Origin of the sequence: Opitutus sp. (assembly GCA_024998815.1) — a bacterium.
Classification (GTDB): Bacteria; Verrucomicrobiota; Verrucomicrobiia; order Opitutales; family Opitutaceae; genus Rariglobus.
Map to the genome: position 1 here is coordinate 1,573,480 of JACEUQ010000001.1, position 26,880 is coordinate 1,600,359.

A 26,880-nucleotide genomic window follows, 5' to 3' on the forward strand; every position below is an offset into this window, starting at 1 on the left:
CCTAAAGCACACCTCCTCCAATGGCCGTTAATTCCAACCTCCAAAACATCCGCAGCATGGTAATCGGCACCACCGCCGAGTTCGCCTTCGCGGAAAATGCCACCTCCGCTGCCCTCGCTGGCGGTGTTTCCTTCCCGTTCCGCGATTTCGGTAACATGACCGTCGTCGATGTCGACTCCACCGTCGAAACCGAGGGTCGCATCGTCTCCGTACGCGGCATCCGTCGCCAGATCTCCAACGAGCCCACCCTCACCAAGCTGTCGTTTAAGTTGAAGAGCAACGAGGCCGACCCCTACAAGCTGGCCTACGCTTTTAACGCCAACATCGTCGGCGACTTCTTACAAGCCGCCCTGACCGCCACCGCCGGTCAGCCGCTCGACTTCAGCGTCGCCCCCGCCGTGATCGGTCGCTGGTACCAGCTGCGCACTGCAGGCGGCGTCTCGGTGCGTAACGTCACCGCGTTGACCATCACGACCCTCACGGAAAACACCGACTTCGTGGTGGACCGCGACCTTGGCCGCGTGCGTTTCCTCACGTCGCAAGCGGTGAGCCGCACGCCCACGATCACCGCCTCGGCCATCACCGCCGATCCGTCGAACTTGGCGATGACTCAGCTCAACCCGATGCAGACGGCCATCCGCCGTGGTTACGGCCGCTTGGCCTTCTTCGACCGCGACAGCACCAACAAAGTGTTCCTCGATTATGTCGACTTCAACTGCGAGGTCATCCTCGACGGCAACGGCCTGAATGCGCAGGACGGCAAGAGCGCCGCTGAAGTGAGCCTCATGGTCACGATCCTCGACGTCTCGGGCAGCCTCTTCGTCCGCAGCTAAGCCGAGGAACTCAACCCAACTGCGCCCCGCGAATAAACCGTGGGGCGCAACCCATCCACCATGTCCCTGCTCAACCACACGCCCTTCACCGTCGCGAAGACCGACGGCACCCACGAACAGCTCGCCCTCGGGCGCCTCTCGATTCGCAACCTCTATCTGTTCGCCCAAAAACTCGCTGCCACCGATGGCGTCGGGCTGGTTGTTTTGGCCACGGGTAAGAGCGCCGACTGGGTCGATACGCTCACACCGGCCGCGTTTGGCGAACTGCACAAGAAGATCATCGAGCTAAATTTTCCAGCGGCGACCGAGATCGCGAAGGGCGATCCCCGGCTCGCCGCCCTGCTCATGCCCTTCATTCAAGAGGTTCAGATCCTGAGCGTGATCGCGGTCTCGGCTGGGATGAACTTGCCCGCCTTGTTGCCCGTGCCTGCGCCCTCGGAGTCGAAGGTGGATGCCGCGAGCGAGTCCTCGACCTCTGCCCCGATCATCTGATGGCGATCCTTGCCGAACATCATCGCCTCCGGGCTGAACAAAACCTGCAGCTGCTGCTCTGCGTGAACCACGGTTTCAACGGCGGCGATGGGGCCACGAAGCTAGCCGAACAGTTCAGCGCTGAAGCCTCTAGTTCAACCCGCTAGGTCCAAGTCCCTGCGAAGCCCGCACCCGCTCACACTCCGCACGCCGCTGTTTGGCGGTCGCCTTATCTCCCACCCAAAGCACCGCCAGGCACAGGCCGCAGGCCAGCATCACCGGCAGCACATCACGCACCATCAACGACGCTATAATCCCCCCGAAAAAAAACAGGATTAGCAGCGCCTTCATTCCCACACCATGAGCCAAGTAGACCTCCAAATCAAGATCGGCGTCGCCACGCAGCTGGAGCAACTGCGTGCCATGGAGTCTCAGTTTGCCAAGAATATCGTGCAACTGCGCACCCTTGGCACAGGGGGTGCCGAAGCCTTGCAGAAGGTCGAAAAGAACCTCGGGCTGGTGCGTAGTCAGCTCGCCAGCATTGGCGGCATGGGTAAGGTCAGCGAGGCTGTGGGCGATGTGTTTAAGTCCATCCCTGTCGTGGGAACGGCGATGAACATGCTCAACGGCTCCGCTGCCGCCGTGGGCGTGGGGCTCACAGCTGCCGCTTATGCCGCCAACCAGTTTCACGCCTCGCTCCAGTTCGCCGATAACCTCCAGGATGTCTCCGAGCAGCTCGGTGTGTCTGCCTCCAATTTACAGGCTCTCAACGCCCATTTCGGCGACGCCGGTATCAAGGCCCCGCAAGTCGCGCAGACAATGCAACGCCTCAGCCTGGCACTGGCAGGGGCGGCCTCCGGGAGTCAGCCGCTCATCACGGCGTTTTCATCGCTGGGTCTGTCGGTTGAAACGCTTCGTGGGCTCGCTCCCGACGAAGCACTGGCCCGCGTTGGTGCCGCCTTGGCGGCGCATGCAGGCAGTGCCGAAGCTGCGGCCGCCGCCACAGCCATCCTTGGGCGGGGTACAGGCAAGCTCCTCGCCGCACTCAAAGAACTAGGCGCGGCTGGGCTGGAAAAAACCACCTCCGCGATGACGGAGGCGGGGCGTGTCCTCGACGATGCGATGGTTAAAAAGCTGGCTGCTGCCAACCAGAAGCTCGAAGAGCTGGACCAACGCTGGACCATTTTTAAGGCCGGTCTGGTGGGCATTGTTCTTCCGGGCGACCCCATCACCGGGCCCCGTGGCCGTGCCGGGGCCTACGCCAAAGTAAATCAGCCCCCAGCACCTGCGGCACGATCTGCCCTCGAAGCCCTCGCCGCCCAACCACTCAAGCCGGTTAAGACCGAAGCCGAGATCCTTCGCGCCACTCAGTCCTCCCGTCGGGTAGCCCCCGAACTGCTAGAGGAAAATCGGGGCAAACTTCGCGCCGAGTCGCAGGCCAACCAGCTTTCCAACGCTCCGATCCTCGCCGCCCGCGCTGAACTCGCCACGCTCGCCGCCACTAAAAAGGCGACGCTGGATGCTGCCGAAGCCGCCAAGGCACTCGCCGAGGCCAAGGCCCCGATCCTCGCCGAACAGGCAAAGCTCGATGCCGCCATTGACGCTGCGCAAACCAAGCAACTCGACCTCGCCACCCAGCTTGCCCTGGCTGAAGACGCCCGCCACCGCGTGATCATGCAGATGCCGGCCGCCGAAGATCAATCGGTGCAGGCGGCCAAGGACCGGCTGGCTCTCACCACCCAGCTTGCCGCGATCGACGCCGACATTGTTGCCACGAAAAACGCCCAAGCTGAAGCCGACAAGGCACTCGCCGAGAAGGCTGCTAAAGCCATAGCAGACGCCAAAGAGCTAAAGCTAAAAGAAGAGCAACTCGCGGCCGCTCGCAGGATCGCCACTGGGGATGCCGCGATTTCTAATCTTAAAAATGATCCGCTCGCTCTTAATGAGACCAAGCGCAAAGGTGAGATCGCTCTGTATGCGGAACAAAACCGCTTCATCAAAGAGCGGATCGACCTGCTCAATAAAGAGCGGGAATCAGCGACCGATGTTCGCCGTGGTCAAATTGACTCCGAGGTCTCTGGACTCAATGCCAAGGCTGGCGAGAACAACATATCAAGCATCAACGCGCAGGCTAAGTCTATAGGCACCGGCGCGACCCAAGGAGCCGTGGAATACCTTAACAGCATCCCTGATGCCGCCGGTCGGGCGTCGGTTGCCGTCTTGTCCGTTGCCCAGGGCTTGGAGAACGGCATCGGCTCAAGCCTGCAAGGACTGATCAATCAAACAATGACTTGGGGGCAGGCGCTGGCTAACATCGGCCAGTCCATCGTTGATTCAATCATTGGGGCATTTGTGAGGATGGCCGCCCAGTGGATCACCCAGCAAATCGTCATGGCGGTATTTGGTAATGCCATCCGCGCCGCTCAGCTTGCAGCGCTCCTGCCCGTCACCTCGGCAACCTTGGCAATGTGGGCTCCAGCGGCAACCGCAGCGAGTATCGCAACCATGGGCGGCGCAGCAGTCACCGGCGCGGCCGCCTCTAAAGCCGCGATCATTAGCAGTGTCGCCGGTTTTGCCGAAGGCGGTCGAATCTCAGGGCCCGGCACCGGTACCAGCGATGATGTGTTTATTAGGGCATCAAACGGCGAATTCATGATGACAGCTCAGGCCACGGCCAAATACGAGCCGCTGCTAAAGCAAATGAATGCGGGTAACTTTAACCCCGGCCAGTTGGCGACAAACACAGTCAGCAGTGGGGCTACATCGCCCGTGCAGGCAGGCGGCAACACGCAGATCAACATCGGCCTCATGGGCTACATGACCCCGCAGCAGTGGGCCGCCAGCCAAGAAGGCCAAGCCCACATCCTCGATATCGTGTCCCGCAATATCCACACGATCACCGGCAACGGCTAACTTCGAAGCTCCCAGCTCATAGCTCCGCATGATCCCGCTCACCTACAATTCCCAGAGCCTCTACCTGCTCGACGACCTGCCCGACTGGGGCACGCCGATCAAGGCGACGGCCTCGCTCCTCACCGCTCAGGAGTCGGGCCTGACCGACCGCGAAGCCCGCCGCGCTCACGGTGAAACCCTCCGCCTGCGCCTGCGTTATCAGATCAAGGTGAGCGGCACCGATGCTCGCCAACTGGCAGCCGGACTCCGAGCGCACCAAAATGAGCCGGTATGCGCCCCGCTCTGGCCTGCCGCTTGCGCATGGTCCGCCCGTGCTTCGGCTGACATCACCGGCGGACTCAAGGCCGTGTTCCCGGCTGCCGGTGGAACGCCGCGCATTTACCAAACGGGCGACACCGAGCCCTCCAGCCCCACGCCCTCGGCCAACGACACCCTTGTCCCGCTCGTCGTCGGCTATTTGGAAAGCCGCGACCTACGCTGGATCACCGACGGCTTTTGCTCCTTCGACGTGGCCCTCGTCGAAAATTCACCTGCGATCTGGGCGATCACGCCCGCAGCCTACACCGCGCCCGCAGGCCCGTTGCCGAGTGGCTACGGCACCGCCCCCCGCCTGTTTCCATTTTTAACCCATTGGGACGGCCCGCGCACCGGCTACACCCTGCGCATCGCCCGCGACGAAATCGGCTTCGGCCGCCAGACCTCCGACGTCGCCCGCGCTGCGGCCGTTGCCCGCACGGTCGAACAAACAGCGTGGGCCTCCACTGCCGACGGTTGGAGTGCCTCCAAGCTGCTGGCCTTCTTCGCTGCCCACGGTGCGGGCGCGTCTTTTTGGGCCTCGGGCCAGCAGTCCGCCGCCGTCCTCGCCTCCAACCTTGCGGCCTCTGCCACGACCGCGACCGTCACCGACACGACTGGCCTCGTGATTGGTGACCGCTTGGGCCTCGTCCAAAAAGGCCAGCTCACCGGCTGGGTTGGTCCGCTCACGACCATTGCCAGCCCCACGATTTCCTTCCTTTCCTCGGGCAACGCTGCGAGCCCTGCCGCCACGACCTCACTCGTGCCGCTGCTGCTGGCCCGTTTCGACAGCCCGAAACTTGAGCTGGAATGGATCACCGACCGCCTCGCCACGGCCTCCTTCCGCGTGCGCGAGCTGCCCCCCGAGCTGGCACTGCCCGCCGGTGAAACCCTCGGCACGACCCTCGGCAACCTCACGCCCCGCGCATGGATTTATCTGTTCGAGCGTAACTACGAAGCCGGTGGGACAATCCCCTATTTCTTCACGTCGTATGAGCGCGATTTGTATGTCGATGACGCTGATCCGGTCTTAGGCGGCGCTACGATTGCGTTTACGCGGATCACCCACGGCGACATCAAGACCGGCCTCGCCCTCGATCGTGACGAGCTTTCAATCGACTGCGACGGCCTTGATGTCGCCCCGCTGCTCGATGTCGCGCTTCTGCGAATGGACGTGCCGCTGACTCTTAGGGTCTATCGCGCTATTTTGATAGGCGGCATCGCGTACAATCTCACGGCCGCTTGGTCGGGCGAAGTCGTTTCAGCCTCGATTAAAGGCAAACGTATTTCCGCCAAGGCGACCGCCCTCGGTTCGGCCTTCGACCGCAAAGCCCCGCGTTTTTACCTACAGCCCGGCTGCAATCACGGCCTATTTTCTATGGGTTGCGGCCTGAGTAAGTCCACTTTTGTGCACACTGCAATTTTGACCGCTGTGGGCACGGCAGGTTTTCCGTACACCTTCACCATTGGCTCTCTCGCCCGCTCGGGCGGAGCCGTGCTCACCGCTGCCGATATTTTCGCAGGTGGGTGGGCCGATATAAATCCGGGCATGGGTAATCTCCGCGCCATCCTCGCATCGACCGCTGTCGTGGGCGGCTCCTGCGTGCTCACGCTTTCCGGCGACCCTTCGCCGTTCCCGAGCAACGGCACCGCCATCCTAATCTATCCCGGCTGCGACGGCCGCCGAGAAACCTGCGCGGGCACGTTTAATAATTACGCCAATTTTGGCGGCCACCCCTTCGTGCCCACCGGCAACCCCAGCTTGTTTAAACTCTCCAGCGACGCCGGAAGTGGCGGCAAAAAGTAAGCGCCGGACAATTGACGACCCATTAAACAGACATGCGCCCCGAAACCCTCAACATCGACGCACTCACCACCAATGCCTTCCTGTGGCGCGGCACGCCTTTTGCGCCCAACTCCTGCGAGCGCGGCCCGCGTGGCGGCGTGTGCTGCCACCTGCTCGTTGCCGAACTCTACAAGTCGGCTGGCCTCGATCTGGGCGAAGTCCCCCACGGCCCTCCCGGCCACGCCCGCAGCGGTGCGCCCTCGATCATGGTGCCGTGGCTCGATGCCAGCCCCCTCTTCCAGCTCCTAGCTCCAAGTTCCCAGCTCGAACCCGGCGACCTGCTCGGCTTCACCCTTGGCAGCACGATTCACCACCTCGCGATCCTTCTGCCCGGTGACCAAATCGTGCACGCGATTAACCACATGGGCGTGGTCATCACCCCGCGCCTCGACGCCACTTGGGCGAGCCGCCACGCCGCCACTTGGAGGCCCATCGCATGAGCTTTGGCGGATCTAAAAAACCCAACCCGACGCCTGACACGGGCAACGTGCAGCAAAACGAGGTCGCGACCAATCAACAGGCCGTCGCCATCCCGCTCGTCATGGGCACGAACAAAGTCGCGCTGCGCTGGATCACGCCAGCCACGAACCAATTCACCAAACCCGCGCCAACTCAACGGCCCGGCAAAAAGTAGTCGTTAAAACTATGGGCGGCTCATCATCAAAAGGCGGCGGCGGTGCAGGCGGTGGCATGAACGATTACTTCGGCGATGTCGCCGGGGTGATTTGTTCCGGCCCCATCGATCGCCTTGTCGCCATTTTGGTCGACGGCAAAAAGGTCTGGCCCGATTCCGGCACCGGCCTTGACCGCTCGGGCCAGCCGAACCCCGTGCAACTCACCGTCACCGGCTACGGCGAGGCATGGCTTTATTGGGGAACGGCAACGCAAACCCTCGACGCCTCGGGCGAGGCCAACTTGGCAACGGGCGGTCATCCGGCCTACCGCCGCCAAGCGGTTCTCAGCCTCAAGAAATTCCTCTTCGGCCGCGAAAAGGTTTCTTGTCCCTCGGTCGCGTGCATCGTCCGCCGCACGCCGGTTCAGTCCATCGTGACCGGCACCGCCGCGCTGCTTGATGCCGATGGCCAAGCCAACCCCTTGGCGGTGCTCGCTGAACTGCTGACCCATCCCGTGTTCGGCCTCGGGCTGCCGGACACCGACTTCGACCTAGACTCATGGCAGGCGACCGCCGATGCGCTCCTTGCCCGTGCGTCGACGACCTACATCAGCCCCGTGTTTGATCGCCCCGCCTCGGCGCGTTCCTTGGTAGATGATTTGCGCGGGTATTTCGACGGCTGGTTCCGCGCCGATACTGCCGCCAAGATCGTGGCGGGCCGCTTCCTCCACGGCGAGGCTGCGCCGACCTTTAACTCATCGAATACCCTCACCGCCGACGACCTCCTCGAAGAGCCATCGATCACCTCCAAGGGCTGGGCCGAAACCCTCAACGAGTTGGCAGTCAAATTTCAGGATGCCGAGAACGCCTACAAAGACTCCGCGTTTACGATCACGTCAGGCTATAACCGCCAAATCACCGGCGAGCCCCGCCAGTCCAATTTTGAGCGCCCGCACATCACGCGCCGCGCCCAAATCGCCGCCCTCGCCAGCGAATACCTCAAGCTCGCCGCCGAGCCGGGTTTCAGCGCCACGCTCGTCGTGCGCGCGCCTAAAGGCGTGGCCTACCCCACCGGCACCATTTTAAAATTCACCCACGACCTACTCGGCGTGGACTTGATTTGCCGTGTCACCGAACGCACCGAAGCCGCCCCGCCCAGCGAGCGCGTCACCCTCAGAATCGAAGCCGAGCGAGGGATCACGGCAACGCCGGTGCCCGTGGTGGCAGGCGTGAGCATCATCACCTCGGGCAACGGCGTGGAACGCCTGCCGCGTTTTTATTTCGCGATGCCGCCCGCCAATCTTTTTGGCGAAAGCTACCTGCTTGTCCCGCTCGTCGCCCGCCGCGTGGCCGCAACGCTGGGCTTCAATCTGTTTTACCGCAGCGACGATGCGACCCAGCTGCAAGAGCTCGGCACGCAGGGCACCTTCGCCGTGCGCGGCACGCTGACTCAAGCCTACGCCGCAAACCTCGGCACACCGGACGACAACAGCGAAACCCTGCGCATCGCCATTGATGCCGAAACGACCGCAGGCGACCTCGAACGCGTCACGACCGCACTCACCGAGGACGAGGTGCAAGACGACACGCTTTTGCTCTGGATCATCCGCGCCGACAACCCGAATACCGTCGAAATCCTCTCCGTTCGCGCCCTGCGACTCGTCTCGGGCCAATGGTACGCCAAAGTGCGCCGCGCCCAAGGCGGCACGGTGGCGGCATCCTTCGCCGCTGCCGACGAATGCTGGCTGATCCGTTACGAAGACCTCATCACCTACCGCCACACGCGCTTGCCCGAACTCGCGGCTGCCGGTGCGACGGTCACGCTACGCCTCCAAGCTATCGGATTCGCTGGCGTTGAGGCCGCTCTCGACGACGCTACGCTCTGCCCTGATTTAGCGTGGAAGCTGCGCCCCGGTGCGCCTGCCGACGTGACCACTTTCACCGTCGAAGGCGGGCGGTTCTCGTGGTCTGCCATAGCCGACAAATCCGTCGTTGGCTACCGGCTGCGCTACCAGCCCGGCACACGCCAAGAGTGGAGCGATGCCACCGACCTGCATACCGGCATCATCACGACCAACCCGTTCGAGCCGACGATTATCCCCAAGGGATCGACGACCTTCCTCGTCAAAGCGGTGGATGTCACCGGGGCGGAAAGCCTCAACGCTGCCGTGATTGTCACCAACCTTGGCGACCCGCTCGTAGCCAACGTGGTAGAAACATTCGACCGCCGCGCCGCCCTTTGGCCCGGCACGCGCTCGGGTTTCGCCATCGACGGATCAAACAACCTCGCCGCAAACTCGATCACGACCATGTGGGCCGCTGACGAAACGGCCCCGATGTGGGCTGGCGATGGTGCCTCCGTAATGTGGCCCGCGCTTACCTATGCCGCCGCAACCTACATCGACAGCGTGACGATCACGCAGGCTTTGGCCGGTTCGACGATGACCCTGACCTCAACGGTTGCGGGCGACCCGTGGAAAATCGAATACCGAGAAAACTCCCCTGCATCCATGTGGGCGGTCGATGCGAACGCAGCAATGTGGAGCGACGATGCGTCCGCATTTTGGGACGTGCCCGACTGGCAGGCATGGCCGGGCCAAGTCACGGTTTCCGGTAACACCATTTACGATTTCCGAATCTCGACGGGCGAAGCGCAGACGCGGGGCACCGTGTCTGCGTTCGCCGTGGTGGTCGATGCCCCCGACGTTATCGAGTCGATCAATAACGCCGTTCTGGTGAGCGGCGGCACGCGCTTGGCCCTAACCAAGACTTACAAAGTCATCAAAAACATTTCCCTGACGATCCAGCAGGACGGCAACGGCGCGGCCTCCGTGCAAATCCTCGACAAGCTCAACACCGGCCCGCTGATCCGCGCGTTTAATTCCGCAGGCACGGGCGTCGCCGCGCTCATCGACGCCACCGTGCAAGGATACTGAGCACCCAATTTCAACCCACTTAAACCATGTCACTTACTGTCGCACCCAACGTCGATTTCACCAGCGCGCCCTCGCAGGCTGCTTTCAAAACGGCCCTCAATACGCTCCTCAACGAGATGCGCACCAACGGCGCGGCCCTTGGTGACATTCGCGGGATTAAAAACAGCTTCATCAATGCCGCGATGCGTGTTGACTGGCGCAACCGTGGATCAGCCCAGACAATCACCGCTGGTGCCGCTTTGGCCTACACTGTTGATCGCTGGTATGCCTATTGCACCGGGGCTAACGTAACCGGCCAGCAAATCACGGCTTCGGGCCAGAAGCGCTACCGCTTCACGGGCGCGGCCTCGGTCACTGGCGTTGGCTTTGCCCAGCGCATCGCCGCTGAAAACTCCGCGCACTTGGCCAGCACCACGGCAACAGTGCAGGTCAAATTAGCCTCGTCATCCCTCACCTCAATCGGCTGGGCGGCCTATTACGCCAACACGACCGACACCTTCGGCACGCTCGCCAGCCCCACCCGCACGAGCATCGCCTCGGGCACGTTCACGATCAACTCCACTGAGGCGACCTACTCCGCACAGATCAGCGTCCCATCGGGGGCGATCACCGGCATCGAGATCGTGTTCACGGGCGGCGCTCTACTTGGCTCGCAGACGCTCACCATCGGGGATGCGCAGCTTGAGGCGGGTGCATCCCTGACCCCATTTGACCGCATCCCCTTAACTGCCGACATCGCCGCGTGCTCATATTATCTCCCTGTGATCAATTTCGGGGGTTATGGGTTTACGGGTCAGGCATATTCCGCCTCGTCAACCCGTACATGGGTGGCGTTCCCATTCCCTGCGCGGGTTGCTCCAACAGGTTGCTCTTCTCTCACTGGCCTCACTGCATCAGCCGCCAACTTGGCATCTGCGGGCGGCACCCCGACTTTCGCGTCGGCAACTACAAGCGGAGCGTCGATCGACGTTTCTGGTGCTTCTGGCCTCACTCTTGGTTATGCTTCTGCCCTGCAAGGGACCGCCAATGTTCACTTCAACGGTTGCGAATTATGAAAACCTACAAACAAAACCCTATCGGCACATTTGATAAATATTTTGAGGGCATTCTTGTCGCTCACTGCATCAGCACAGACGCCGAGTTTGTCGCATGGTGCGAAGCAGGCAACACGCCCACGCCCTACGTCCCGCCCGCGCTGACGGTCGCTGACTACATCGCCGCCACGCAGATGCACCTCGATGCCCAAGCTCAGGCATGGGGCTACGACGACCTTAAGAGCGCCTGCACCTACGTTGGCGATCCGTACCCGCGTTTCGCTGCCGAAGCCCTCGCCCTGCGCAACTGGCGCTCCCAAGTCTGGGCCTACCTCGACTCCACCAGCGCGGCCCCGCTGCCCGAAGTGCTACCGACCGTGGCGCAGTTCATCGCGCTTCTGCCAACCGCTCCAACGCGCCCTTTAGTCGAGTGATCACAACGGAGAACAGAACCTTTTCCGCACCCGCCAAGGGCATCGCTGACACCGCTGCTTATGGCGTTTCGGACGGCGAGGCGATAACCCGTTGCACGTTCATAGGCGGCAAGGGCAGCGAGGCGCTTAAGCTCTCAAGCAACGTGGCCAGCGCCCTTATTCAGAGCTGCACGTTGTCGGGTGGAGTTGAGGATTGCGTGGACATCCTCGGCGCAAGGCACGCTACGTTTATCGGCTGCGTGTTTGCCCGCTGCAACGCCGTGCGCGACTGCACCATCAAGGGCGGTGCTCATTCGATCATGTTCGTCGATTGCCACGGCCTGCGCTACATTAAGGCGGGCGACTGCACTATCTACGAAAAGGCGGGCCTCGGCGAACCCGTGAGCGGTTGCCATGTTAAAAACCCTGACGGCCGCAAAACCCTAGTGCTCTGCCTCAACTCGGAACCTTTCACGGGCGACGTTGTTAACCTTCGCGTGCCCAGGCTGATCGTACGCCTCTATTTCTGGGCGCGGTGGCGGTTCTTCCCGAACTGATCGCGTGACCGCAGTGGCCTTGCATCACCCCTGCAAGACTAGCGCAGTGCGTGGGTAGATGAACCGGAATCAGGCGAATGAAACGGCCTGATTCATCAAACCTTTGTCCAAACTCGTCAAACCTGATGGCGGTTTACACTAGTGGACGGTAAATACCGTCGCTTTTTATTGATGGCTGCTCGGGCTCACTGAACCGTGGCGAAGTCGCCGGCGTACCTTGGTCGTCCAAATGAAATGTGGGGTGCGTGGTGGTGATCGGCCCCGAAGGCTTAGCTGCCACTGCCTACAAACGCCGTGCGGCACCGTTGGTGATCATTTGATTTAAGCACAAAAAAGCCGCCACCGGTGAAGGTGGCGGCTTGGGGATGAAAACAAGTGTACCGTTAAGGCTTACTTGCCGCCGCGCGAACGCGACTCGGGACCGCCCGGGGTCACGATCGTCTGGTTCTGGAAGGTCGAACTCGGCGCGACGCTCTTGAGCATCTGCTTCTTCGGCGAACCACCAGGGCTGACCAAGTTGGCCGTCACAAAGATCAACAAGTTGCGCTTGCTGGTGGATTCGCCCTTGGAACGGAACAGCGCACCGAGGAAGGGAATGTCACCTAAGACCGGAACCTTGTCGCTGGTCTTTTTGACCTCTTCACGAGTCAGACCGCCCATCACCAAGGTAGCGCCATCCCATACCGTGACTTTGGTGGTGATTTCGCGCGTTGAGAAAATAGGCTGATAAAAGCCGGATGGCAACGTGACGGTGCTATCGCCTCCGATCGCCACACTTAGCCCGCCATATTCAACAAATCCTTCGAATTCGGTCACCTTGGGACTTAAATCAAGAGTGATGCTATAATCATCCTCCTCCACCGTTGGGGTCACCTTCAGCTCCACACCGACATTACGCATGGTGAACTCCTGAGGGGTGCCCGCCGTGATACTCACGGATCCACCACCACCGCCACCAGTAGTTGCCGCCGCCACAGTGCTTCGCGTCTCACCATACGACTGGGGATATCGCATTTCCTGGGCTACCACAATATTGGCGGGACTACCGGACAGAACCGTAACCTTTGGCGAGCTTAGCAGGTCTGAACCTGTTTTTTGCGATAATGCGCGAATCGAAGCAGCGACCTCTAATTCACCAAATACGGCGGTACCAGCAAACAAATTGCCAGACGCAGCCCCCAAAGCATTAGTACCCGGAAAAGTCGGAGCGCTTCCGAAGCGATCAGACGAATTAGTTGCATTGTCGCCGTTAAGATCCACTAGGTTTCCGTTGTCTAATAGCGCGCCTTGAGAGGCTCCACCCGTAGCGGAAAATGAAGAGGCCAGCGTACGATTAGAAGTTCCTAGCGACCGTCCAGTGATTCCAGCCACTGTTGCATTACGATTGGCCTGTCGAGCTGACCAGTTAACACCTAGTTCCTCGAGCGCGCCCTCCTGCACTTCCATGAACTTGGCCTCGATCTCAACCTGCTTCACATTGTCGTAGCGGTTAAGGATGTTACGGATTTTTTCGATATTCCGAGAAGTTTGATTCACCAGAATCGCCGAGCCGTCATAAACGAGACTGGAACCGGCGGTGGTGCTGAACTTCACACCGGCCTGCTCCAGGAAGTTCTGGATCGCACCGGATTCACCACCCGCGCTCGAACCGCCTGCACCAGCTCTACCGGCGGAAGGCGTCGCAAACGGATCAGCAGCTGCAGCGGGAGTCGCGCTGGCAGCACCGATGCCGGTCATACGGATCACGGTCGCCTTGGTGACCGAGAAGAATGCGCTTTCCAGCATCGAGGTGTCGCCACCCGGGCGCATAACGATGGTGTCAGCCTGCACCTCGTATTGGTAGCCGGTGGAGTCGGAGATCAGGTCGAGGATGCGCTTGAGCGACAAATTGCGCAGGGTGATACTAACGCTGGGGTTCTTGTTGGTGGGATCGACCAGGATAATGTTAACACCCTTCACGCCCTCGCTCTTGTCATACTCCTCGGAAACGGCGGACAAGGTGCTCACAACCTTAGCCAATTCTACGCCTTGGAAGTTGACGCTGGGAATGACGATGCTGGCGAGCTTTTGGGCGAGCGCCTGAGGGACAGCCGCCCTGGTGGCGTCAGCCCCACGGTCCACATAAACACCGGGGCGCTGCCAGGCATTGTTGACCTCCTCGAGCATCTGGGCACGGGACTTGCCGCGGTTGAGCTCACCAACCTTGGCCTTGTCAGAAGCAATGCGCGTGAGGAACGACTTAGCCTCGGGGCTGCCCGCGTCGATGGTCTCAACCGCGCGGAACGACTCCTGAGCGCCGTCGAGATCGCCGGCGAGATATTGGCTGCGGCCCTTGGCGACCAACTTGGCGATTTCCTTTTGGTCTTTGATGAAACCGGGGCTGACCTTTTCGATCGGCTGGAGAGGGGGATTGAGTTCGGTCGCTTCGATGGAACGGGCAACCTTTTCGACCTTCTTGGTGTCCGAGGTGGCGGCGGCGTAGGCGTCGAGTGCGGCACGCGCGCCCTCGGTGTGACCCTGCTTGAGGGCGGCCTGGGCCTTTTCCATGTGCAGGCCGTTCTTTTCAGCCTGCAGGTCGGCGATCGTGGACGTGGTGGCGGGATTTTCGGGAAGTGATGCAATCGCACCGGTTAGAACGACGGCGGCATCGTCAAAGCGGCCATCCTTGGCGAGCTTGCGGGCCTCGGAGCGCTTGGCTTTGGCGTCGGCGAGCAGGCCCTTGATCCGCTTGTTCTCCTCTTTGACCAACTGGTCGGCTTCCGCGGATTCATCCTTCTTGGAACCGGCCTTAGCAGGCGCGGTTGCGGCGACAGCGGGTGCAGCAGCCTCGCCCGTGGCAGCGGGGGCGGCAGTCTCGCTCGCAGCGGCGGGGGCGGCGGTACGAAGGGCGATCTGGTTTTCGACACCGGCCAGCAGGCGCTGAACCGTGGCATCCGACGGGGCGATGGCGAGCAGCTCCTCCAGGTTCTTCTTCGCGGTGTCGAGATCCCCGGAGTCGCGGGCGCGCAGGGCCTCGGACATGAGGCGGATTTTCGTGTCTGTTTGCCCTTGAGCCAGCAGCGAGGCGGCGGGGACCACCAGCGCGAGCATCGCGGGGGCAGCCAGACTAAGAACGAGGGGTTTGGGGAGCTTGGGTAGTTTCATTGAGAGTTTCTCGAAGGATCAGGGTTCTAAGCTAAAGGTATGGGAAAGATGGAAATGGAGAGGCTGAGCGCCGTTTATAAGGCGAAAGGCTATGCGCCCGACGGGGCTGCTGCCGGGGTTGCTGCGGGTGCGGGCACCGGAATGGCGGGGGCTGGAGCGGCCGGTGCCGCTACGGTCAACGTCTTGGTCAGGGGTTCTTTTAATAACGGTGACTCCTTGGTGACGACGACCGCGTTCGTTTCGAACGCGACCGAGTTAACCGTAAAAGTCGCATCCCCTACGGTGAACTTGGCGCCTGCCTTGTAGGCAACCGGCTCAGAGGCGCCATCGGCCTTTAGATAAGCGATCGGGGTACCTTTGGTGAGGCGGGTTTTGTTGGTGAGATTAAAGACTTCACCAGTTTTATCGTCGGAGACTTGGGCAACGGCTTCGGTTTCGATAATCACCGTTTTGCCCGTGCCTTGCTCGGTGCGGTTCTGCTTCACCTCAAAGCTCACAATCGTCAGCCCGAGATCGGGGATCTTGCGGCCCGCTTGACCGAGAATGGTTTTACCGGAAACCGCATTCTCGAAAGTGCCCCGATAGTTACCCGGCTTGCCGGTGTAGCCGACGAGTTGAAGGCGGAATGCGTCCTCTTTAACGTTGACCAGCTCAACTCCGAAGGGCGGTTCCACGGGCTTAACCACCACGACTTCAGCTGAGCTGGGCGGAGTGACCGAAAAGCGCTTATTGGCCAAGTCGTAATAGATTTCCGGGGGAGTGAACACGTCGTACACCCAAAGGGGGCCGCCGCTCTGTGCAGCAGCAGGGGACCAAATTTGGGTGGTCACGCGGAATTCGCTTAGGTTTGCCGGCACATAAAGCGGCGACTCGTTGGTGGCGCGAGCAGAGCCATTAGCTCCGCCCTTTTTACCGCCTTGGTTATAGGTCCAAGCAAGCGATGCGAGCAGCACTAACAGGGCGGCACCGCACAGGATTTTATCTAGGGATTTTGCGGCCATATCAAGGGGTCGGGGTGGCTTGGGTAGGGGTGTTGTCAACGAGGTCGATCAACTCGACGGTGACGGTGAACTTGGATAGCACCTTTTCCACAAGGGGCTTCGGCTTAACAGGTTCAACTGCTGCCGCAGCAGGGGTGTTGCCAAAAATACTGCTTAAGGTGTTGGCTGGCGCGACCTTCTCGGGGGCTTGAACTTTGATGATCGGGTCGACTTCTACGCCGCGCACCACCAAGGGGAGTTCGAAGGTGGCGAGTTTGTTCAACAGGGCACGCAACGATGCCGTATCACCGATAAAGGTGAGACGAAATGCGGAGGCATCCACAAAACCGGGGACGCGGGCTGTGATGCGCGAGTCCATCTCAAACAAGTCGTTGTTGGTGGCGGGGGCAGCCGTTCCGGAGCGTGCGGCGGGCTTGGCCGGATTAACGGAATCGGTTGGGCGTTCGCGTTGAAAGGAAACCAGCTCGCTGGGGGCGGCCTGGAACAAGGCGCCGAGCAGGTACTCGGCAACTTGGCGCTGGCGATAGACCAGAGGGATCAAGTCGCGCTCAGGGCCGGCGTTGGCATAGGTGGTAAAGCCGAAGCGCTCATCGGCCTTGATTTTAATCTTAGCTGCTTGGGCGTTGTCGCGCATCAACTCGACAAAGGTCGCGATGTTAAAAAACAGATGCGTGGGCTCGAATGGGACTTTGGCCTCGCGCAACAGCTTGGAACGCTCGTCCGACTTTAGGGTGGCCGCTTGGGTATAGGCCGCCTTCGCCTTGAGCAGGGCTTCGGCCGCAGGACCGCTGCCCTTAAGCTCTGCACGCATCTGACCAAGAGCGGCGATGCTACGGGTCAGGTCAGTATTCACCAAGGCCTTGTTTTCTTCGCTGGGAGTGGGTTGGCTGCTCGTGAGAGCGGTCAGCTCAAGGCGTTTTTTGGCCAGCGCTTTAGCACTCGAGTGAGCCGCCTGGCTCCGCTCGTAAATGCACCAGCCTGAACCGACTGCCGCCAACCCGAGAGCGGCGAGCAGGGAGTAAAATACGGGGTAGGACTTAAAGGAGGCCATTGGGCGTAAATCAGAGCGGCTTTTTGGGATTAACGACCAGAATGAAGTCGAAGCTCAAAATGCCTGGCTGTGTGGGGTTGAATTTTTCCTTCTCCACCGAGGAGATAAATTGCGATTCGCCGAAGCTCTTCAGCAGCAGTTTCACGCGCTCAAAGGAATCTTCACTGACGCGGGAAAGCGGGTTGTTTTTATCCAACAAACGGCCGCTGAGTTGAAGCCGGAGCACTGCGGGCGCAGGAGCGGGAGGGGCACCCGAGTTGCCCGCATCAACAGCCACAACGGAATCTTCGGCAGACGGACGGACCACTTGAAGTTTTTCCAGCCAAACATCCTCCACCTTGACCAAGCGCTGCTGAAGATCGGTGAAGAAGTTAATCCAATTGGATTTGGATTCCACCAGGCTTTGAATGGCAGTGATTTCCTTGCGGATCGACTCGATGCGCTGGAGATCGGCATCCTGTAACGCTTTGAGCGCGCGCAAGGGCTTGAGCTTGGCCTCGAGATCGATCGTTTGCTTGGTGGCATGGTTAACGCGGTCGTTAAAATGAACGATCGGCAACACAAGGGCGCCCACCAAAAGAACTGCGGCGGCAAGGAAGAACGGCTGCTGTTTGCGGAATGCCAGCACTTCACCAATAGCCGGGGGCAAGAGCGTAAACGCCTTCTCGTCTTTGCCGGCGGGGATCGCCAGACCGACCAGATCGGCCAGCTGAGCCGATGCGTTGCGGGCGCCAACGGCCGCAGGGGCGACATCAACGTTACGCAGTGCGTCGAAGATCTCGACGCGTGTCTTGAGCTTTTCCGCCAGGGTCACCTCGATTGAGGGCAGCAGTGCGCCGCCGCCAGTGAGGAAAATAACCGTGGGCTGCTCGGCGCCGCTTTGACGACGATAATTGACCGTTGAGCGGGTGATTTCGAGATGGAGGCGGCCAATAAAGGAATTCGCTGCGTTCATCACGGCGGCGCGGGCCGGTGACGTTTCTGGCAAATCGCTGTTACCGCCCAAAACCTGAAGCTTGAGGTTTTCGGCGTGAGCAAAGTCTTGCTTCACCTCATCGGCGATGAGCTGGGTGACGCTATTACCCGCTAAGGCGATGGTGCGGACAAAGAAACGATTGCCATCGATGAAGAGTAAATTGGCGGAGCGGGCGCCGATGTTGATCAGCAGCGTGGTGCCGGTAACATCGGGGTAGTTGTACTTGAACGCTCGGTAAAGCGCCAGGGTGGAGGGCTTTATCGCAACAGCGGAGAGACCTTCCTCGCGAACGGACTCACAGAGCGCCTCGGTGACATCCAGCTTCACGGCGGCCAACATGACCTCGAGATCAAGACCGTCGTCGCTGACGACCTGATAATCCCATACCACCTCGGCCAAGGAATAAGGGATGCCTTGTTGGGCTTCGAATTGAATGACCTGGTCGCGCTTGGTCTTATCAATCGCGGGGGTTTTGACGAATTTGGTTAACGTCAAGTGGCCGGGAACCAACAGGATGGCTGGACCTTTGGCCCCGGTGCGCTTGGCGGCGGAAGCCAAGGACTGACCAACGAGCGCGGGCCATTGCGACTCGAGCGCAACATCGGAGTTAAACGACTCAATGGCGAACTGTTCGAGTGCGAGGCGGCCGTTTTTTGCGGTATTGAATATACCGCAAGCGACGTGGCCGGCACCGCTGTCAACAGCAAGAACGCGGGGGGAAGTCATAGGGGGGTGGTAAGTGTCGGATTCAGGGAGGAGCTTAAACCCGCAAGCGGAAGTCTAAGCCGGCATGATTACCGAGCGGTCTCTAAACGGATAAAGGAGGGGGCGGGGGGCGAACCGCCATTGGCAAAGGGCGTCAGATACTGGGGAAGCAGGATGCCATCGTTAGCACCCGCGCTGCCGGACACCTTACCGCGGAAGCTTTCCACAATCTCGGGCTTGGAAAGGGTTGAGATCGGGAAGTTGTTTTTACCCAAGGGCAACGCTTTGCCGTCAACAAACACCTCAACCAAGTAATACTTAAGATCACCGTTGATTTGGTCGCGTTTTACGATCTCGGGCGGCAGATAAAAGCGGTAAACCGAACGGCTTCCGGTGGCTTCCACGGCGACCGCTTCGGCGGAAGCGCGATAGTAAGTATCAGGCACCTTGGAACCAGCTGGTGCCATCACACTGAATACCCCGAGGTTCAAAGTGACCTTAACGCGGTTAATGAAATTGCGGTTTTTAGCGCCCTCACCGCCACGCGGCTGCAACTCAATCTCGGTCACAAACCAAGTCCCGGCATCCGCACGTACAGAGTTAAACCGAACGGTGGCGACTTCGATGGGAAGTGGCGCGTTCGGGGCCGGAGCAACAGTCTGGGCTACGGCCGTGACTAAGGAGGCCAAAGCAATTGCAACGACACGGACTAAGGCACGACATGCAAGGGGGTTCATGTAGATTAGAGGGTAAGAATTTTCAGACATTGTGGAGCCGACGACTTCTGTCACGTTGAAAATCCCCGCAGGACTACGATTTCACCCCTTTTTTATATTTCCTCCACCCAACCTCCGCATGCAGCCGCCCTTCGCCCACAAAATCGCCGTGCTAGTCTTCATCCAAAACGAGCAAGGCGAACACCTACTGCTTTTACGGACAAAAGCGCCCAACCAGGGTGCATGGAGCCCGATTGGGGGTAAATTGGAGACTGCAACCGGCGAATCGCCCTTTGAATGTGCCGTTCGCGAAACCGCTGAAGAGACCGGCCACACGATCACTACCGCAGACCTCCACCTTTTCGCCATGATTGCCGAAAAGTCCTATGAAGGGAGCGCGCACTGGTTAATGTTCCTCTTCGACTGCAAGCGCCCCCTCACCAACCTTCCGCCGGCGATGGCCGAGGGTCGCTTCGGCTTTTTCGCACGAACGGCCATCGAAGCCCTCGCCATTCCTGAGTCCGACCGGAGCGCGCTTTGGCCGATCTACGATAACCACCGTAGACACTTCGTCGCGTTACGCGCCGACTGCCACCCCGATTCCCCGTTAAAGATCACGGTTGAGCAAATCACGCCAAGCTTCGTAAGCGGTAGCGGGCTGTAACGGGCATCTTCGCGGATTTTGACGCAAAGGCGCGAAAGACACGCAAAAATCGCCAAGAAATCCCCTGCCCGACCTAGCGGCATTCGGCTCGATCTTTGCTGCTTTGCGTTAAACCTGAACTCCGTAGCTGGCAGCGATGAGCTGGCGCAAGATGCTGGAGCAGATGCGCGTGACTGAATCCCCGAGGCACACTAATTAGTGCATCGAGCGGATGAATGAACGGTCAGGTGCCCAGTAGGTTGCGCCAGATCGCGATGGCCAGCTTTGGAGTTCAGGTTAAAATTCCGCCTCCTGGCTCCATCACCTTCAACAAGGCGGTTCGATCCGAAACTTGGCGTTTTACGGCCGACTGCCGCCGCTGGCACTTCGACGCATCCCCCAAAAGCCCCCCGCGCTTCTTTTATACTAGCCCTTAAAACCGAACTCCCGCGATCCGGCTTAAAATGCCGATGCACACAAACTGGGGATACGCCCAATGATTACGTCCACCTACCTCTGCGTTTGCATGTTTCTAGCCATTCGTTTCCATCCCCCTCCATTTCGTTCGTTTTTCTATGGTTTTGGTCTTGTCCTTATTTACTGCTGGGATTCTGCGCCGGGTTTCAATCGGCGTTGTGATTGGCGTGTGTGGGTGGCTGCTGGCAGCGGGGTTTGTGGTTTGGCATGCCCGCGCCATGGATGGCTATTTGACACGGGCGACGGCTACGCTCTTCACGGATGTTCCTGTGGCGACGCCGCTGAAAAGTGTGCCCCAAGCCATCGCGCCCGACGGCCAGGTGTGGATTCGGCACGCTCTGGCGTTGGTTGAAAACGGTGCCTGGCGCCTCCGCACGACCGACCTGGATAACGCTCCGGCGGGGCGGGAAATTTATTGGAACTCGGGATGGGCGCTATGGCTGGAGGCGTGCGGTCGATTGCGCCGCATGTGCACCGGTGAGCCGTTGCCTGCAGCGGTGGAGGAGGCTTCGCGCTGGGCGCAGCTGCCTGTGTTTTTATTGGTGCTCACGTTGGCTACGGGTTGGATTGGGCTTCGCTGGGGCGGTTGGGCTGCGGCGCTTACCGCTGTCGCCCTGGCCGGACATCGTGGGTTTTATGAGGGGTTTTATCCGGCATATTGTGATCATCACGGCCTGATTAATGCCGCGGTGCTGGGGCTGGTTTTAGGGGCGGTTTTTGCCGGTGCGGGATGGTGGCAACGCCGGTCAACCACGGGGTTTTCGCCTTTGCCGGGATCTGAAGCCGAGGTAATGCGGGCGGCGACGTTTTCGGCGGTGGCTGGCGCGCTGGGCCTGTGGGTGAGCGCCGCCTCGCTGGTGGTGCCGATCGCGTTAACCGGCTTGAGCGTACTCATTGCCTCGTTGTGCTGTGGACGCGCACCAGTGGGCAACAACGCCCCCGTGTGCGTACCCTTGGCTTGGCGGCGATGGGGACAGGTAGGCGCGTGGGTGAGTCTAGGCCTCTATCTTTTGGAGAACGCCCCCGACCGCTTGGGAATGCGGATGGAGGCCAATCACCCGCTTTACAGTTTGGCGTGGTATGCGGGTGGCGAACTCATCGCGGTCTTACTCATTTGGCGCAACGAGCAGCGTTCGGCCGCCTGGTGGGGCCCGCGCCTGATCGGGTGGGGGACGCTCGTGTTGGCGGTGCCGGCGCTGGTTTGGGCGAAGGGCTCCGCGGTGTTTATCCCGCTGGATCCGTTCATGTTGCGGATCCATGCTTCGATCGATGAATTTAAAGGACTTTTGCCGGCGGCGGCACAATCGGGTTGGTCGTTGTATGCCGACACGGTATTCATTTCAGCAGTGGCGGTGGTGCTTTTGATCATCTGGTGGGTGCGCAAACCGCCGCTAGCGCAGCGCATCGTAGTCACCCTAGCTGCCAGTGTAGCCTTGACGATGACCGTGCAGGGTTGGTTTCAGCGCCGTTGGTTACTGCCAGCGAGTAGCCCGCAAATCATCCTGATTATTGTCTTACTTGTGGCCTTGGTCGTTCCGTTACACCGGCTATGGCGTGCGGTTATCTTGATGGCAGTCGGTGCGCTGCTGTTTTTTCCCGGCCCGTGGTTACTTGCAACTGACCTGCTCAAGATGAAGCGCTTAAATGACTTCTTTGCGGGTGAAGCGATGCAACTGCTGTACCGCGAAATAGCAGGAGCTTTGCGCAAGGCAGGAGCTGATGAGCGCTCGGTTGTGCTCGCCAGCCCCAACGCCTCGGTCGGGGTCGGTTATTACGGTCGGTTGCGCACGGTGGGCACGCTATATTGGGAGAATCACGCGGGTTTGAAGACGGCTGCGGAGGTATTCGGTGCCCGCGACGAAGCGGAGGCAGCGGAGCGTATCCGTGCCGCCGGCATTACCCATGTGGCAATGGTGTCGAGTTACGATTTTCTCGCCGAATATGCCTACGCACACGACGGGGTTTGGCTTTCGCCTGAAGCCGGCCGGGAACGGTTCGGCTCGCGGTTACTTTATCAGCATCGGGTGCCCTTGTGGTTGCGACCCTTGCGCTACCAGGTGCCTGCGTTGCTTGCGGGCCTGAGGAGTCAAGTTGCCTTGTTTGCGGTCGATTTTACCACTGAGCCCGCTATAGCGCATGAACGTATTGGTCGTTATCAACTCGGCCTCGGTGCGCAGGATTTGGCGGAGGCGAGTTTTCTTGCATCACTGGCGAGCGATGCGAACCGCCCCGGAGCTTGGCTATGCCAAGGCGAAATTTTGTTAGCGCGCGGACGGTTTTCCGAGGCGGGGAATTTTATTCAAGCGGGCATCCAGCGAACCCCTAACGAACAACGGGAGCAATTACTCCACGATGCAGTCGTCATGTTGGCGCGTCAGGGTCCAGCCGGCCAAGCCGAGGCAGACCGGTTGCTCGCTTTGCTCACACAGTGAAGTCGGTTTTGGATAGTCGAAAATCCGCGAACTGGGGGATGTGTACATCGGCAACCTATAACCCGTAAACCATAACCTGCTGTGTTTTAGTTGAGTAGAGAGCACAGCGAAGCGGTAATCCGCGCAAAGCTACCCTCTTTACGATACTAAACAATTCTTGATTTCTAAGCCATCCAACAAAGACTCCGCCCTTTAACAACCAACTCGATTTAACCCGTGAGTAATAAAGCTGTACCCAACGCCGACCAAAAAGTCGAAGCCCCCGTCGCCTGCGCCGGCTCCCACGCCTCGGCACCGATCAACTCCGCGTTGTCCAACGAAGGTAAAATCGAACTCCATCGCAAGATGGTGCGCATCCGCCGTTTCGAGGAGCGTTCATTGCGCGCCTACCAGTCCAAAAAAATCGGCGGCTTCCTCCACCTTTACATCGGCCAGGAAGCAGTTGCCGTGGGCTGTTGCTCGCTGATGGGCCCGAACGACCACGTCATCACCGCCTACCGCGACCATGCCCACGCCATCGCGGTGGGCATGGACACCAAGGCCCTCATGGCCGAGCTTTACGGTAAAATCACCGGTTGCTCCAAGGGCAAGGGCGGCTCGATGCACTACTTCGCGCCCTCGCTCAACTACTGGGGCGGCCACGGTATCGTCGGCGGCCAAATCCCGCTCGGCACCGGCCTGGCCTACGCCGTTAAATACCGTAAACTCAAGGGTGCAGCCATGGCGTTCATGGGTGACGGTGCGGTTAACCAAGGTGCTGTCCACGAGGCCTATAACCTCGCTGCGCTGTGGAACCTGCCAGTGGTCTTCGTCGTTGAAAACAACGGCTACTCCATGGGCACCAGCCAGGACCGTTCCTCGGCCGGCCCCGGCCTCGCCCAACGCGCTGAAGCCTACGGCATGAATTGGGGAACCTGCTTCGGCCACGATGTTTACGAGGTCCGCGCGACGATGGACAAGTTCCTCACCCTCGCCCGCGAAAAGAACCTGCCCTCCGTCGTCGAGATCGACACCTACCGCTACCGCGGCCACTCGGTCGCCGACCCGGACAAGACCTATCGCACCAAGGAAGAAATCGAAGAGTACCGCCGCACCAAGGACCCGATTCAGGTCTTCCAGGCCGCCCTCCTCAAAGAAGGCGTGCTCACCGATGCGCTGATCGAACAAATCAACACCGAGGCCGTTAACGAGTCCGAACACGCCGCTGAATTCGCCGAAATGAGCCCCTTCCCTACCGTCGACGACATCCAAAAGGACGTTTACTGGGAGGTCGACAACCCCAGCCAGCGCACCTCCAAGGGCCGCTTGTTCTTCGACTAAGCCCCCACGTCATCCTGGGCTTTTCACTCCACCTTATCGCTTTATTTTCCATCTCTTAACATGGCCGTTTTAACCTACCGCGAAGCCATCCGCGCCGCCCTTGCCGAAGAACTCGCCCGCGACGAAAACGTCGTCCTTTTGGGCGAAGAAGTCGCCCAATTCCACGGAGCCTACAAGGTCTCCGAGGGCCTGCTCGAAAAATTCGGCCCCGACCGCATCGTCGACACGCCCATTTCCGAAGCCGGTTTCATCGGCATGGGCGTGGGCGCCTCCATGCTCGGCATCCGGCCGGTTATGGAGCTCATGTTCTGGTCGTTCTACTCGGTCGCCTTCGACCAGATTTTGAACAACGCGGCCAACGTCCGCTACATGTCCGGCGGTCTGATCAACTGCCCGATCGTCATTCGCGGGCCGGCCAACGGCGGCACCAACGTCGGTGCCACCCACTCCCACACTCCCGAAAACGTCCTCGCCAACCACCCCGGCGTTAAAGTCATCGTGCCGGCCACCGCCCGCGACGCCAAGGGCCTGCTCAAGTCCGCCATTCGCGACAACGACCCGTGCTTCTTCCTCGAAAACACCATTCTCTACGGTGAAAAGGGCGAGGTTCCCGACACCGAGGAGCTCATCCCGCTCGGCCTGGCCGACGTGAAACGCACCGGCACCGACCTGACCATCGTCACCTACGGCCGCTGCGTCCTGCACTCCTTGGCCGCCGCCGAAGTTCTGGAAAAAGACCACGACATTTCCGTCGAGGTGGTCGACCTGCGCACCATCCGCCCGCTCGACTTCGACACCGTGCTCGCCTCGGTCAAGAAGACCCACCGCGTGCTCATCGTCGAAGAGCAAAAGCCCTTCGCCAGCGTGGGTTCGCAACTCGCCTACATGATCCAGCGCGAAGCCTTCGACGAGCTCGATGGCCCCATCCACCGCCTCGCCACCATCGACGCCCCCGCGATCTACAGCCCGCCCGTCGAAACCGAACAGCTCCCCAACGTGCCGCGCGTGATCAAAGCCGCCCTGGCCGCAGTCGCCTGATTTCCTAAAAACACACCACTTTACTACCATGGCCAATATCATCGAAATGCCGAAACTCAGCGACACCATGACGGTGGGCACGCTGGTCAAATGGCTCAAAAAAGAAGGCGATGCCGTACAATCCGGCGACATCCTCGCCGAAGTTGAAACCGATAAAGCGACGATGGAGCTCGAGTGCTTTTTCGACGGCACGATCCTCAAAATTTTCGCCGACGCCGGCGCCCAAGTAGAACTCGGTGCCCCTTTGTGTGCAGTGGGTAAAAAAGGCGAAGTCGTCCCCACCCCCGCCGCCGCCCCGAAGGCAGAGACCAAAGCTGCAGCCCCGGCCCCAGCCCCTGCTCCCGCACCTGCGCCTGCGCCCGCCCCGAGTCCGGTTGCCGCCCCTGCCCCCACAGCAGCCCACGCCCCAGCCACCCCAGCGCTGGCCTTCGGTGATCGCGTCAAAATCTCCCCGCTCGCCAAAAAGCTCGCCGCCGAGCTCGGCGTCGATGCCTCCACCGTGCAAGGCTCCGGCCCCTCCGGCCGCATCGTGCGGGCCGACATCGAGGCTGCTGCCAAGGCCGGCTCCGCCGGCAAATCACAAAGCGCAAATCCCAAATCCCAAATCGGCACCGTTGGCAGCGTGGGCGCCAAGGGCCCGATCCAAGTCGAGCGCACTGTCGCGGTTTCCACCATGCGCGGCGTGATCGCCAAACGCCTCGTCGAATCCAAGACCACCATCCCGCACTTCTATCTCGAAATCGAGATCGACGCCGAGCCGCTCCTCGCCTTACGCGAACAGCTCAACAAGGGCCTCGCCGACGCCGGCGTAAAGCTCTCCGTCAACGACTTCATCCTCAAGGGTAGCGCCGAAGCCCTGCGCCGCGTGCCCGATGTGAATGCCGCGTGGGAAGGCACCCAGATCCGTTATTTGGCCGCTGCCCACGTTTCCTTTGCCGTGGCGCTGCCCGACGGCCTGATCACTCCGGTCGTGAAAGATGCCCACGACAAGTCGATCTTCCAGGTCAGCAGCGAAGCCAAATCGCTGGGCAAATTGGCCAAAGACAAGAAGCTTAAACCCGACCAATTCACCGGCGGCACCTTCTGCGTGTCCAACCTCGGCATGATGGGCATCCCCAAGTTCTTCCCGATCATCAACCCGCCCAACGCAGCTATCCTGGGTGTCGGCACCACGGTGACCAAACCGGTGGTGAAGAACGGCCAGATCGTGATCGGCCAGACGCTCACGCTCACCCTCTCCGCCGACCACCGCGTGGTCGATGGAGCGGTCGGCGCGCAGTTCCTCGCCGCCCTCAAATCCGTTCTCGAAAGCCCCGCGTTGCTCTTGGTGTAAGGGAGTGCCCTCGGCGCAAACACCCTGAGCTCACGCTCAAGGCCACGAGGAGTATTTTCACGAAGAGTATCGGATCGAAGGGTGTGGCCTTGAGCGTGAGCTCAAGGATCTCGCCCCCCCCTTCATATCAGCCG

Annotated in this window: 20 protein-coding genes; 15 read left to right on the plus strand and 5 right to left on the minus strand. The window is 60.4% G+C overall.

The annotated features are described in order from the left end of the window. The first annotated feature begins 20 nt into the window (after positions 1 to 20). From H2170_06915 to H2170_06960, 10 genes are all read left to right on the plus strand, one after another. Positions 21 to 833, plus strand: a complete 813-nt coding sequence (locus tag H2170_06915; protein MCS6299819.1) for a hypothetical protein — start codon at positions 21 to 23, stop codon at positions 831 to 833. Positions 834 to 893: 60 nt separating this feature from the next. Then, positions 894 to 1,325 carry a hypothetical protein gene (locus H2170_06920; GenBank protein MCS6299820.1) on the plus strand — a complete coding sequence of 144 codons (432 nt, stop codon included), beginning with the start codon at positions 894 to 896 and terminating at the stop codon, positions 1,323 to 1,325. A 339-nt stretch (positions 1,326 to 1,664) separates the two neighbouring features. Then, on the plus strand, positions 1,665 to 4,217 hold the full coding sequence (locus tag H2170_06925; protein MCS6299821.1) for a hypothetical protein: 2,553 nt from the start codon (positions 1,665 to 1,667) through the stop codon (positions 4,215 to 4,217). 28 nt (positions 4,218 to 4,245) lie between these two features. Then, positions 4,246 to 6,318 (plus strand): phage BR0599 family protein, encoded by a 2,073-nt coding sequence (locus H2170_06930; GenBank protein ID MCS6299822.1) that lies wholly within the window; start codon positions 4,246 to 4,248, stop codon positions 6,316 to 6,318. A gap of 32 nt (positions 6,319 to 6,350) precedes the next feature. After that, on the plus strand, positions 6,351 to 6,797 hold the full coding sequence (locus H2170_06935; protein MCS6299823.1) for a C40 family peptidase: 447 nt from the start codon (positions 6,351 to 6,353) through the stop codon (positions 6,795 to 6,797). Further along, on the plus strand, positions 6,779 to 6,991 hold the full coding sequence (locus tag H2170_06940) for a hypothetical protein (protein MCS6299824.1): 213 nt from the start codon (positions 6,779 to 6,781) through the stop codon (positions 6,989 to 6,991). Before H2170_06935 ends, H2170_06940 begins: the two co-directional genes overlap by 19 nt. A gap of 56 nt (positions 6,992 to 7,047) precedes the next feature. Then, on the plus strand, positions 7,048 to 9,906 hold the full coding sequence (locus tag H2170_06945) for a hypothetical protein (GenBank protein MCS6299825.1): 2,859 nt from the start codon (positions 7,048 to 7,050) through the stop codon (positions 9,904 to 9,906). A 26-nt stretch (positions 9,907 to 9,932) separates the two neighbouring features. Then, positions 9,933 to 10,961 (plus strand): hypothetical protein, encoded by a 1,029-nt coding sequence (locus H2170_06950; GenBank protein MCS6299826.1) that lies wholly within the window; start codon positions 9,933 to 9,935, stop codon positions 10,959 to 10,961. Beyond that, a complete protein-coding gene (locus tag H2170_06955) occupies positions 10,958 to 11,374 on the plus strand; it encodes a hypothetical protein (GenBank protein MCS6299827.1) in 417 nt (138 codons plus the stop codon). Before H2170_06950 ends, H2170_06955 begins: the two co-directional genes overlap by 4 nt. Further along, the gene (locus H2170_06960; GenBank protein MCS6299828.1) at positions 11,371 to 11,910 is read left to right on the plus strand and encodes a hypothetical protein; all 540 of its coding nucleotides are present in this window, start codon (positions 11,371 to 11,373) and stop codon (positions 11,908 to 11,910) included. The genes H2170_06955 and H2170_06960 overlap by 4 nt, the downstream gene beginning before the upstream one ends. Before the next feature lie 390 nt (positions 11,911 to 12,300). Here the strand turns inward: H2170_06960 and H2170_06965 are convergent, their stop codons facing one another. The 5 genes from H2170_06965 to H2170_06985 form a co-directional block, all read right to left on the minus strand. After that, complete coding sequence (locus tag H2170_06965; GenBank protein MCS6299829.1) at positions 12,301 to 15,054, minus strand: type II secretory pathway, component PulD; 2,754 nt, start codon at positions 15,052 to 15,054, stop codon at positions 12,301 to 12,303. A gap of 89 nt (positions 15,055 to 15,143) precedes the next feature. Then, positions 15,144 to 16,055 carry a hypothetical protein gene (locus tag H2170_06970; protein MCS6299830.1) on the minus strand — a complete coding sequence of 304 codons (912 nt, stop codon included), beginning with the start codon at positions 16,053 to 16,055 and terminating at the stop codon, positions 15,144 to 15,146. A 1-nt stretch (position 16,056) separates the two neighbouring features. Continuing rightward, complete coding sequence (locus H2170_06975; protein MCS6299831.1) at positions 16,057 to 17,106, minus strand: hypothetical protein; 1,050 nt, start codon at positions 17,104 to 17,106, stop codon at positions 16,057 to 16,059. Positions 17,107 to 17,116: 10 nt separating this feature from the next. After that, positions 17,117 to 18,808, minus strand: a complete 1,692-nt coding sequence (pilM, locus tag H2170_06980) for a pilus assembly protein PilM (protein MCS6299832.1) — start codon at positions 18,806 to 18,808, stop codon at positions 17,117 to 17,119. A gap of 68 nt (positions 18,809 to 18,876) precedes the next feature. Continuing rightward, positions 18,877 to 19,554, minus strand: coding sequence for a hypothetical protein (locus H2170_06985; protein MCS6299833.1), 678 nt, complete (start codon positions 19,552 to 19,554; stop codon positions 18,877 to 18,879). Positions 19,555 to 19,642: 88 nt separating this feature from the next. Between H2170_06985 and H2170_06990 the strand changes: the two genes are divergently transcribed. The 5 genes from H2170_06990 to H2170_07010 all read left to right on the plus strand — a co-directional run bounded on the left by H2170_06990 (position 19,643) and on the right by H2170_07010 (position 26,746). After that, complete coding sequence (locus H2170_06990; GenBank protein MCS6299834.1) at positions 19,643 to 20,167, plus strand: NUDIX hydrolase; 525 nt, start codon at positions 19,643 to 19,645, stop codon at positions 20,165 to 20,167. Positions 20,168 to 20,733: 566 nt separating this feature from the next. Beyond that, positions 20,734 to 23,055: a hypothetical protein gene (locus H2170_06995; protein ID MCS6299835.1), complete on the plus strand. Its 2,322-nt coding sequence runs from the start codon at positions 20,734 to 20,736 to the stop codon at positions 23,053 to 23,055. Positions 23,056 to 23,271: 216 nt separating this feature from the next. Then, positions 23,272 to 24,375 (plus strand): pyruvate dehydrogenase (acetyl-transferring) E1 component subunit alpha, encoded by a 1,104-nt coding sequence (pdhA, locus tag H2170_07000; protein ID MCS6299836.1) that lies wholly within the window; start codon positions 23,272 to 23,274, stop codon positions 24,373 to 24,375. Between the two features lie 60 nt (positions 24,376 to 24,435). Then, the gene (locus H2170_07005; protein ID MCS6299837.1) at positions 24,436 to 25,413 is read left to right on the plus strand and encodes an alpha-ketoacid dehydrogenase subunit beta; all 978 of its coding nucleotides are present in this window, start codon (positions 24,436 to 24,438) and stop codon (positions 25,411 to 25,413) included. A 28-nt stretch (positions 25,414 to 25,441) separates the two neighbouring features. Beyond that, positions 25,442 to 26,746, plus strand: coding sequence for a pyruvate dehydrogenase complex dihydrolipoamide acetyltransferase (locus H2170_07010; protein ID MCS6299838.1), 1,305 nt, complete (start codon positions 25,442 to 25,444; stop codon positions 26,744 to 26,746). Positions 26,747 to 26,880 lie beyond the last annotated feature (134 nt).